Below are 9,909 nucleotides of genomic sequence, written 5' to 3'. Positions count from 1 at the left end.
GGTGATGAGGCTACGCCCCATTACATTTTGCGCACTGCCAAAAATGGGAAATGGGCGAAACTCGCCTTCGGCTCAGACAACACCCATTTCTGATCCATTTTCGGCAGAGCGCAAAATGCTACGTCCCCAGCGGGGGGACGTCAAAAGCAAGGTCAACAACAAATTCAACAACAACCCCAACTGCCACACCAGACCAACACAGCTTTAGAAAATTAGATTCTTTCGAAAATGAAGAATCTAGTTGCTGCTGCTTTTGACTTAGTAGTTGTTTTTGAAGTACCCCGCTCGGGACGCTGCATTTTGCTGCATTACAGAAAATGGATCAGAAACAGGTGTGTTTGAGCGCAGCGAGTTTCGCCTGTTTCCCATTTTTTGTAATGCAGCAAAATGTGATGACGCGAAGCGGCATCACCCGTAGGGCAAGTCTGCGGTCGCCTTTTGTTTGCTTACTTTATTTTGGCGAAGCAAAATAAAGTGAGTGGCTGTCGGGCCACCCCCGACCTGTATCCACGAAGTGAAAACAGATTCATTAAGCCAATAGTCTTATAGGCAAAGCCACCAGGCTCACCCATTTATCCTCACCAGCGTAGATTTCCCAAACAAACTCTCAATCAAATCCACCGCCAGCACCGCTGTCTGATTCCGTATATCCAAAGCCGGATTCAACTCCACCACATCCAGTGACGCCAGCAAACCCGTATCAGCCACCATCTCCATGCACAACTGCGCCTCGCGGTACGTAGGTCCGCCCAGTACCGCAGTGCCGACTCCTGGGGCGATGGCGGGGTCCAGACAGTCCATGTCGAAGCTGACGTGCAGGTGCGTGTTTTCGTCAACGCCTTCCAGCGCGGCGTTCATTGCCGCGCGCATGCCGTGTTCGTCGATGTAGCGCATGTCATAGACCTGCATGCCCAACTCGTGGATGAAACGCTTTTCGCCTTCGTCCACGCTGCGAATGCCGATCAGGCGTATTTCATCCGGGTTCACGGCAGGCGTGTGGCCGGCGTAGTGGATCAGCTGTTCCGGGCCGTGGCCCATTAGGCAGGCTACCGGCATGCCGTGAATGTTGCCGGTCGGGCTGATGGTGGACAGGTTGCTGTCCGCGTGGGCGTCGAACCACAGCACACGCAGCTTCTTGCCGGTTTTCCTGCAATGCTTGGCGACGGCGCTGATGGAGCCTATCGCCAGGCAGTGGTCGCCGCCCATCATCATCGGTATATGGCCTTGGCTCAGGGCCTTATCCACTGCATCGAACAGGCCCTGGTTCCACGCAACCGCTTCCTCCAGGTGGCGCAGGCCGTTGACCGGCTGCTGCCACGGATTGGCCGGCCCGTGCAAGTTGCCGTGGTCGATGACGGCCAGCTGGCGCGCTTCCAGCGCCTCCACCAGTCCTGCCACGCGCAAGGCATCCGGGCCCATGCCCGCGCCTCTGACACTAGCCCCTACATCGGTAGGTGCGCCAATCAAGGAAATTGTCTTCATTCGTTTCGGTAATCTCAAAAGTGTGCCAGATGCTTCAATAGTTGCGTATCGCCGCTCAGGCGTTGATCGGGATGGCGTAAGCGGTACTGCTGCGGGGAGCCGCGTTTGCCGGTGCCTCGTCTGCGGTTCCGGAACCCACGCCCATGCCGAACAGGTCTTTCGGATTCAGCAATTCCGGGATCAAGTCCAGGATGCGCGAATCTTTTTGCACCACGTATTTTTCCAGGTAGCGCATCGCCGAGAAATCTTCCAGCGCGAAACCCACGGAGTCGAACACCGTGACCTGCTGCAGATGGGAGCGGCCGGCAACCTTGCCTTCCAGTACCTGCCAGAATTCCGTCACCGCGAATTCCGCCGGCATCTGCTGCAATTCGCCCTCGATGCGTGATTGCGGTTCATATTCTACGACGACATGCGCGTTTTCCAATATTGCAGCATGTAACTCGGTCTTGCCGGGGCAATCGCCGCCTACCGCATTGATGTGCATGCCGGGTTCTATCATCTCCGGCAGCAGGATCAGTGCATTGGTTTTGTCTGCGGTTACGGTGGTGATAATGTCGGCGCCCTTGACGGCCTCTGCGGTAGATGCGGCCCTGACGATACGTAATTTGGGATAAGCCCGCAGGTTATGCACCAGTTTGTCGGTGGCGGCCGGGTCGACGTCGTATACGCGCAATTCTTCTATGCCCAGCAGGCAGTGGAAGGCAATGGCCTGGAACTCGCTTTGCGCGCCGTTGCCGATCAAAGCCATGCGGCGGCTGTCCTGCCTTGCCATGTATTGGGCGACCAGTACGGAGGTGGCGGCAGTGCGCAGCGCTGTTGTCAGGGTCAGCTCCGACAGCAGGCGCGGATAACCGGTATCGACATCGGACAGCACGCCGAAAGCGGTTACCGTCAGCAGGCCGGCCTGGGTGTTCTTGGGATGGCCGTTCACGTATTTAAAGGAATATTGCTTGCCGTCGGAAATCGGCATCAGCTCAATGACGCCAACATCGGAATGGCTGGCAACCCTGGCGCTCTTGTCGAATAGAGACCAGCGCAGATAGTCTTCGCGGATCATGCCGGCCAGCCGCGCAATCGCGTCTTCCAGCTTTGTTTTCCTCAAATGCGCCTGCATTTCCTGCGTGCCGATAAAGGTCACCATGATGTTCTCCGAAATATTGATGGAATACCGCGGTAGGCACCTCAACGGGGACTTCTATAAATCTACTGTGCCGGTGTCCGGTGGGGAAGGGCAGGGAAATGCAGCGATTTGTAGAAAGCTCCAACAGGGATGCATCGCCGGCGGCGATGGATTACAGGATCATTGTATCCAGTATGGCTGGAAATAAGATTGCCAAATTACGGCGGTATCTGGTATTTTATGAAATTAAATTACTTATATTTGAAAAATATGGATTTTAATTTCTATTAAAAAGTAATTTATAAAATATATGATATTTCCTGGAGAGGGCGGCATGGACAATTACGACCGCAGCATACTGAAGCATTTGCAGGACGACGGCCGCATGACGAACCTGCAACTGGCCGAGCGCATCCACCTGTCTGCGCCGCAAACCCTGCGCCGGGTGCGTATGCTGGAAGAAAAGAAAATCATCCGCGGCTATGTGGCGCAGGTGGCGGCGGAATCGATAGGCCTGGGCGTGACGGCCTTTGTAAACCTGTCACTGGACCGTGAGCAGTTCCGTAATGTGCGCGAAGTGGAGCGCAAGATTATGTCCTTTCCGGACATCATAGAATGCCACACTATTTCCGGCGATTTCGACTACATCCTGAAAGTGGTCGCCCCCGACCTCAAAAGCCTGTCGCAATTCCTGACCGACCGCCTGATGCAGGTGCCCGGCGTTGCATCGTTGCGTTCCATGATCTGCATGGAAGAGATCAAGCCCGTCAGCAGCCTGCCAATTGAATAAAGCGGTTTGGACAGCATGCCCATGTAGTATTTTTGACTATTGCTCTATCACACTGTCATTGTTGATAGACAGAAATGAAAGACAGCCATTAGAATGAATCACCCCTTGATGCTTTCATTTTTTATCATCCTCTGAATAAATTGATAGCCCAGACAGCAATATCCATAGCGGGCTACCCTGGCAAACAATGCCTGAGTCTGTTGAGTGTGCCTCCCAGATTGAAAATGTTGTCGTGGTGCAAGCCATGCAATGTGCTGGTCAAGGTGTATCTGCTGTTCTCCCTGCTGTTATCCATAATGCTGCCGTCCTCCGCATTTGCTGCACCGCTGGATATCCAGGGGAACTGGTACCAGGCTACTCCGGCATGGCAATACCATGGCCAGAGCCAGTTGCAGGGCAGCGGTCTGCAACCAGTGGCAAAGCTGAGTCCCACGGGCGGGCGCTTTCTGTTTCAGTCCGATTTCACCATTACCGGCACAAAGTCCGACGCGGCTCGCTACGTGCTGGACTTCAAGAGTTCCAGTACCGTCGGCCATTTCCGGCATCATGTGTTCGATGCGCAGGGCCATCTGCTGGCACAGATGGAAGGCGGCATACAGAGCGAGGCGGCCAATCCTTTTTTTCTACGGCACGGACGAGAACTATTGTTACCGCCAGGCGATTACCGGTTGGTGACCGAACTGGATTCGCCTTTCTTTCTGGCGCAGCCGCAACCCTACCTGGATACGCTGGACGACTACCGCGAAGCCATCAAGGCCGGCAATGCGCTGGTGCTGGTATGCCTGGGTGTGTTCCTCGGCCTGGGGTTTTACTATGCGACGCTGGCAGTGGTCAGGCGCCGCACGGCAGAGCGCATGTATGCGATCTTTATCCTCGGCAACCTGCTGTATAACGGCACTGCGCTGCTGGTCTATCCGGATCTGTTCGGCCTGCACTGGTTTTACATGGTCAGCGTGCCGGTGCTGTTTTCCAATTGCGCGTATATCGTGTTTGTCATGGCGCTGCTGGAAATACGGCCCGGCAGCCACCCACGCCTGTATCGCGCCGGCCTGCTGCTGCTGGGGCTGTTCATGGTGTTCATCATCCTGGCGGGTTTCTTCCCCAACTGGTCGCTGGAACTGGACCGTTACGGGGTGGGGCTGTTCATGTTTTATGGACTGGCCGCTGGTATTTCGGGCGTGCGTGGCGGGAATCCCAGCGCCCGCTTTTATCTCGTCGCCATCGCCGCATTCTTCATCCTGGGGCTGACATCGATTTCGCTGAACCGCATGGACGCGCACACGCTGTATGTGGAACACATAGGCCTGCTGGCGGTGGCGGTGGAGGTGTTCCTGCTGGCGCTGGTGCTGTCCTGGCAGTTTGCCCTGCTGAACAAGGAAAGGCAGACTGCGATTGACGACGCCAAGCGCAGCATCCTGATCGCCCATACCGATGCGCTGACCGGCCTGCCGAACCGTTTCAACCTGGAGATCGAAATCGTGCAGTTGCCGCCCGAGGGTAGCCTGACCATCATCGACCTGGACGGGCTCAAGCATTACAACGACACCTACGGCCATTTGCGCGGCGATGAACTGCTATGCAGTTTTTCCTATCACCTGAAAAAACGCCTGGGCCCACGTGCGATCCTGCACCGCATGGGCGGCGACGAATTTGCGATTACCTGCCGCAGCGGCGATACCGGCTATGTCGAAGACATGCTGGTCGCGACCATGGAAGCACTGCATAAGGACAATTTCGCCATCGCCGGCGCCAGCTTCGGCTCCGCGCTGGTCAAGGAAGATCCCGGCAAGGCAAACCTGAAACAAATGGCCGATGCACGCATGTACCAGCAAAAGCAGCTGCACCGGCGGCGCGCTTCAGACCAGGCCTGAACCCGCACAGTAAGGCGATGCCTTGGCGGCGGCAGAAATTCCTGCGTTGACAGATCCGATTCAGACGTATTTTGACTTTCAGATTCACTGACCGTTGTTCGCTGTTATTACTTGGAGAAACTATGCGTCGTATCGTGGGATTGATCTGGCCTATGATTGCCAGCCTGCTGTTGCCTCTTGCCGTGGCGTGGTTTGTGTACCCCGCCACCCATCTGCCGCCGGGCTTTGGCGTCTTCCCGCCTGAATTGGTCGCACCGGCGCCGCCGTTCTGGCTGCTGGCCTTTATCGTGGTGCTGCTGCTGGAACTGGTGATCGCCGCTTTCCTGATCAAGCCGACCTGGTTCGGTTTCAAGCCGGTTGCACCCCAGCCGCCCTTGCCGCTGGTGAGCCTGCCCTACTGGTTCTGGATAGGCCTGGTGCTGACGGTGTTTTTCCTGTGGTTGATGTGGTCCAGGGTGACCGTATTCGGCAGCCTGGTGTACTACGCGTTTACGCCTTTGTGGTGGGGATTTATCCTGGTGCTGGATGGCCTTGCCTACCGCCGCAACGGCGGCCAGTCGCTGCTGTCCAGCCGCTCTACGACATTGTTTATTTCCGCGCTGGTCTCCATCGCCGGCTGGGGCGTATTTGAATATTTTGATTATTTCGCGCTGGGTAACTGGTACTACCCGAATGTGCATATTCCCGGCCTCAGCCATGCGACGATCGTGCTGCTGTTTATCATCGCCTACACCACGGTATGGCCGGCAGTGTTTGAATGGTACTCGCTGCTGAATACCTTCCCTTCCATGGTGGCACGCTATTCGCAGGGCCCTAAACTGGCGCTGCCGGGGCCGGCAATGATGTGGCTGGGACTGCTCCTGATAGGCGCGATGGTCGTGCTTCCTTATCCGCTGTTCTGGGTGTTGTGGGTCGGCCCCCTGTTCGTGCTGAGCGGCACGCTGATACACAAAAATATCTGGACGCCTTTTACTGCCATGGCGCAGGGCAACTGGACGCCGATGATATTGATGGCGCTCAGTTCGCTGTTCAACGGTTTTTTCTGGGAGCTGTGGAATTTCGGCAGCGCCAATCCTAACCCCATGCCGGAAACCAATCCCAACTACTGGATCTACAACATCCCCTACGTCAACGTCATTCACATCTTTGCCGAGATGCCGATAGAGGGCTATGCCGGCTACCTGCCTTTCGGCATCCTAGTGTGGATAGTCTTCATCTGGGCAGGGCAGGTATTGGGCTTTAATACCGACCTGGGCGTGGCGGGAGAAAATCGCCGCTGAAGCAGAACGTGCCGGCGCGAGAACGATCCCGCTCCGGCATTCAAGCAGATGCCGGGCGGTTTTTGCGCATCGTGTAGACCAGGCTGGGCTCCCAGCCTGGTACATCGTCAATCGTGCCTTCTCTTTGCATGCCTATGCGTTCCAGTACTGCAATCGACGCCAGGTTGGCAGGGCGCACCTTGGCATGCACAATCGAAAATTCCAGCCGCTGGAACGCCAGTTCCAGCGCCTTGCCCGCCATTTCGCTCGCATATCCTTTGCCCCAGGCCTCGGTGGCAAAGCGGAAGCCCAGATTGATGCGTGGCTGATCCAGGTAGTTCAGCACGGCCAGACCGCCAAATCCCAGTATCCGTTCCGGCTGGTCGCGGCTGGCGATGGCCCATTGGCCGAAGCCGCGCTGCTGCCAGTGCGAGATCCATGCCGCCATTACCGCTTCGGCCTTCTGGACATCGGGGTAAGGGCCGGCAGGATTGTAGAGGTTGGTTTGCGGATCGCTGCAAATCGCATAGAGCCTGGCGATGTTGGCATTGCCGGGCCTGCGCAGCAGCAGGCGGCCGGTTTCCGTACGGTCGTCCAGCGACGGCCTGCGGCTGAGTTGAGGTTGATCAGGCAAGGCTCCTCCCGGGGCATCTGCTAAATGACTTGTTGGGTTGGTTGAACTTGCCAGGACTGCGTGCAAGGTATCCGTACTTATTTTATCCCATGGGCAATAGGGTGACGCGTTGCTTGCCGTTTTCCTGTGTCTAGACGACGCTTCATCTATCTCCAGCCAAACATCATCTGTTCCGCCAGCAGCTTCTTGGCGGGCCTGACCAGGTCCAGCGCGCCCAGGCCGGCAGCCAGCAGCGTTTGCGGCAGCGAGCCGTCGGCGGAACCGGCAAAGGCGCGTGCCATGCTGTCCGTTATGCGGATGGTGGCGGCGCGGTCGCTGCCGCGCTGCCGGATAAACTCTTGCAATCGAGCGGCAATGGCTTCCGGCGCGGCCAGCGACAGCGGTGTTTCCGTTAGCAGCCTGGACAGCACCGCAGCGTCGCGCAGACCCAGGTTCAGGCCCTGGCCTGCGACCGGGTGCAGCGTTTGCGCGGCATTGCCAATGGTGACAATTCTGGCGCCGGCCTGCGCCTGTGCATTCAGGCCCAGCGGATAGGTGAAGCGTCTGCCTGCCGTCAATATCTGGCCCAGGCGTTCTCCGAAGGCATTTTGCAAAGCGTTACGAAATGCTTCATCGTCCAGAGCGAGTAATTCTGCGGCGGTATCCGGCCGCACACACCATACCAAAGCGTAGCCGTCTTCCTGCGGCAGCAGCGCCAGCGGTCCCTGTTCGGTAAAGCGTTCGAAGGCACGCTGGAGAATGGGGGTGCTGACGGTGACGTGAGCGATCACCGCGGTCTGCTGGTAATCGTGGCGCCGCGATTTTTCTGCCTGGTCGTTGAAGGTGCCGCCCTCAGCCTGCACAACGACGGCTGCACTCAGGGATGAGCCATCCGCCAGACTGAGCGTCGCCATATCGGCGCTTTCATTCACTGCCGCCACCTGCAGCGGCCGCCTGACATCAACGCCGGCGCGCTGCAAGGCCGCATGCAGCGGCTCCACCAGCTTGCCGTAACGCGCCACATAACCGAGCGCCGGCAGGCCGTATTCCTTGCAGTCGATCAATGTGCGGCCGAAGTGGCCGCGCCGCGATACGTGGATCTGGTGGATTTCCGTCGCCGTCACCGGCCAGGCGCCGGCGCTTTCCAATAATTGCCGGCTGCCATAGGACAGCGCGATGGAGCGGGCATCCTGCATCGCCTGCTCTATGCTTTTGGCATCGATCAGGGCAATGCGACGGGCGTCCATGCCGCGCCTGGCCAGCAGCAGCGCCAGCATCTGGCCAACCGGGCCGGCGCCGCAGATGGCGACGTCCACATCGGTAGCAATCCTGGAGGCGATGGTTTCCGTATTCACCGTAGTGGTACTAGTGGCGTCCGTCATTGCCGTTCCGTTCGCTGTACTGCATTTCCGCTTCAATTTCTGCGACGGTCTTGGGTGTATCGCGGCTCAGGTTCAGATGGCCGTCAGCGGTGATCAGCACGTCGTCTTCTATGCGTATGCCGGTATGCCAATACTGCTCCGGCACGCCTTCTGCCGGGCGCACATAAATGCCGGGTTCTATCGTGATGACCATGCCGGCTTCCAGTGTGCGCCAGGGTTTTTCGTCGCCGATTTTTACCGTCTCGCGGTAGCTGCCGGCGTCGTGCACGTCCAGCCCCAGCCAATGGCCGGTGCCATGCATGTAGAACTGGCGAAATGCGCTATCGGCGATAGCGTCCTCGACGCTGCCGACCTTGTCCTTATGCAGCAGGCCGGTGTCCAGCATGCCCTGTGTCAGTACGCGCACGGCCGCATTGTGGCCATCCATGTAGCGCGAGCCGGGGCGCGCGCATTCCAGGGCTGCCTGCTGTGCCGCCAGCACCAGCTCATACAATGTCTTTTGCGGACCGCTGAATTTGCCGTTGGCCGGAAAGGTGCGCGTGATGTCGGACGCATAGCTGTCCAGCTCGCAGCCGGCATCGATCAGCACCAGGTCGCCATCCTTGATCGCGGCGTCGTTGGCCTGATAGTGCAGCACGCAGGCGTTGGCGCCGGCCGCGACGATGGAGCCGTAGGCGGGAGCCTGCGCGCCCCGGCGGCGGAATTCATGCAGCAGTTCCGCTTCCAGTTCGTATTCATGGCGTCCCGGCTGGGTAAATCGCATGGCGCGCGCATGGGCTGCGCCGGAGATAACGGCGGCATGCTGCATCGCCGAGATTTCGCTATCGTCCTTGAACAGCCGCATTTCATCCAGCAGGCAGCGCACGTCGACGGTTTTGTCCGGCGCGGAGATGCCGCTGCGCGCCTTGCTGCGTACAATCTGCAGCCAGTTCTGCAGCGGCGCATCCAGGTTATTGTCGGCGCCGGTGCTGTAGAACAGCGTGCCGGCATCTGCCAGGTAATTCGGCATTTCGGCGTCCAGCGCGCCGAATGCATGCGCCTCGTCAAAACCGAACTGCTCGCGCGCAGCCTCGGGGCCGTAACGGTAGCCATCCCAGATCTCGCGCTCCAGGTTTTTCTCGCGGCAGAACAGCACGGCGCGGTTGCCGGTCTTGCCGGCGACCAGCACGATGACCGCTTCCGGCTCCGTAAAGCCGGACAGGTAATAGAAATAGCTGTCATGCCGGAATGGAAAATGATTGTCGCTATTGCGCGTCATTTCGCGTGCGGTCGGCAGGATGGCGACGCCGCCGCCTTGTTCCTGCATCAGCGCGAACAGCCTGTTGCGCCGGGAAATAAAAGAGTCTCGCTTCATGCCGGTTTCCTTGTTCGTGTGCTGCCGGAGTGAGG

General features: G+C 58.2%; 8 protein-coding genes. 3 read left to right on the top strand and 5 right to left on the bottom strand.

Annotated elements, in window-relative coordinates; all coding sequences use genetic code 11:
* Nucleotides 1–564: 564 nt before the first annotated feature.
* Both rocF and ACO0LO_RS23175 read right to left on the bottom strand, forming a co-directional pair.
* The gene (gene rocF, locus ACO0LO_RS23180) at nucleotides 565–1,482 is read right to left on the bottom strand and encodes an arginase (protein WP_422967844.1); all 918 of its coding nucleotides are present in this window, start codon (nucleotides 1,480–1,482) and stop codon (nucleotides 565–567) included.
* 55 nt (nucleotides 1,483–1,537) lie between these two features.
* The gene (locus tag ACO0LO_RS23175) at nucleotides 1,538–2,626 is read right to left on the bottom strand and encodes an ornithine cyclodeaminase (protein ID WP_422967842.1); all 1,089 of its coding nucleotides are present in this window, start codon (nucleotides 2,624–2,626) and stop codon (nucleotides 1,538–1,540) included.
* Between the two features lie 313 nt (nucleotides 2,627–2,939).
* Here ACO0LO_RS23175 and ACO0LO_RS23170 point away from each other — a divergent pair, with 313 nt between their 5' ends.
* From ACO0LO_RS23170 to ACO0LO_RS23160, 3 genes are all read left to right on the top strand, one after another.
* On the top strand, nucleotides 2,940–3,395 hold the full coding sequence (locus ACO0LO_RS23170; RefSeq protein WP_422967840.1) for an Lrp/AsnC family transcriptional regulator: 456 nt from the start codon (nucleotides 2,940–2,942) through the stop codon (nucleotides 3,393–3,395).
* A gap of 224 nt (nucleotides 3,396–3,619) precedes the next feature.
* Nucleotides 3,620–5,266, top strand: coding sequence for a diguanylate cyclase domain-containing protein (locus ACO0LO_RS23165; protein WP_422967838.1), 1,647 nt, complete (start codon nucleotides 3,620–3,622; stop codon nucleotides 5,264–5,266).
* A gap of 122 nt (nucleotides 5,267–5,388) precedes the next feature.
* Nucleotides 5,389–6,546, top strand: a complete 1,158-nt coding sequence (locus tag ACO0LO_RS23160; RefSeq protein ID WP_422967836.1) for a hypothetical protein — start codon at nucleotides 5,389–5,391, stop codon at nucleotides 6,544–6,546.
* Nucleotides 6,547–6,586: 40 nt separating this feature from the next.
* Here the strand turns inward: ACO0LO_RS23160 and ACO0LO_RS23155 are convergent, their stop codons facing one another.
* The 3 genes from ACO0LO_RS23155 to ACO0LO_RS23145 all read right to left on the bottom strand — a co-directional run bounded on the left by ACO0LO_RS23155 (nucleotide 6,587) and on the right by ACO0LO_RS23145 (nucleotide 9,874).
* Nucleotides 6,587–7,159, bottom strand: coding sequence for a GNAT family N-acetyltransferase (locus ACO0LO_RS23155; protein WP_422967834.1), 573 nt, complete (start codon nucleotides 7,157–7,159; stop codon nucleotides 6,587–6,589).
* Between the two features lie 146 nt (nucleotides 7,160–7,305).
* Entirely contained in the window at nucleotides 7,306–8,520 is a 1,215-nt protein-coding gene (locus ACO0LO_RS23150) for an FAD-dependent monooxygenase (protein ID WP_422967832.1), read from the bottom strand.
* Nucleotides 8,504–9,874, bottom strand: coding sequence for an aminopeptidase P N-terminal domain-containing protein (locus ACO0LO_RS23145; protein ID WP_422967830.1), 1,371 nt, complete (start codon nucleotides 9,872–9,874; stop codon nucleotides 8,504–8,506). The genes ACO0LO_RS23150 and ACO0LO_RS23145 overlap by 17 nt, the downstream gene beginning before the upstream one ends.
* Nucleotides 9,875–9,909 lie beyond the last annotated feature (35 nt).

The sequence above is a fragment of the Undibacterium sp. TJN25 genome (assembly GCF_049339885.1).
Taxonomy (GTDB): domain Bacteria; phylum Pseudomonadota; class Gammaproteobacteria; order Burkholderiales; family Burkholderiaceae_D; genus Undibacterium.
This window is presented reverse-complemented; position numbering and strand designations above follow the sequence as displayed.

Bases quoted from the DNA above. Each gene is read 5' to 3' on its own strand.
- ACO0LO_RS23170 (WP_422967840.1), top strand. From the start codon at position 2,940: ATGGACAATTACGACCGCAGCATACTGAAGCATTTGCAGGACGACGGC.
- ACO0LO_RS23175 (WP_422967842.1), bottom strand. From the start codon at position 2,626: ATGGTGACCTTTATCGGCACGCAGGAAATGCAGGCGCATTTGAGGAAA.
- ACO0LO_RS23150 (WP_422967832.1), bottom strand. From the start codon at position 8,520: ATGACGGACGCCACTAGTACCACTACGGTGAATACGGAAACCATCGCC.
- ACO0LO_RS23165 (WP_422967838.1), top strand. From the start codon at position 3,620: ATGTTGTCGTGGTGCAAGCCATGCAATGTGCTGGTCAAGGTGTATCTG.
- ACO0LO_RS23145 (WP_422967830.1), bottom strand. From the start codon at position 9,874: ATGAAGCGAGACTCTTTTATTTCCCGGCGCAACAGGCTGTTCGCGCTG.
- ACO0LO_RS23160 (WP_422967836.1), top strand. From the start codon at position 5,389: ATGCGTCGTATCGTGGGATTGATCTGGCCTATGATTGCCAGCCTGCTG.
- rocF (WP_422967844.1), bottom strand. From the start codon at position 1,482: ATGAAGACAATTTCCTTGATTGGCGCACCTACCGATGTAGGGGCTAGT.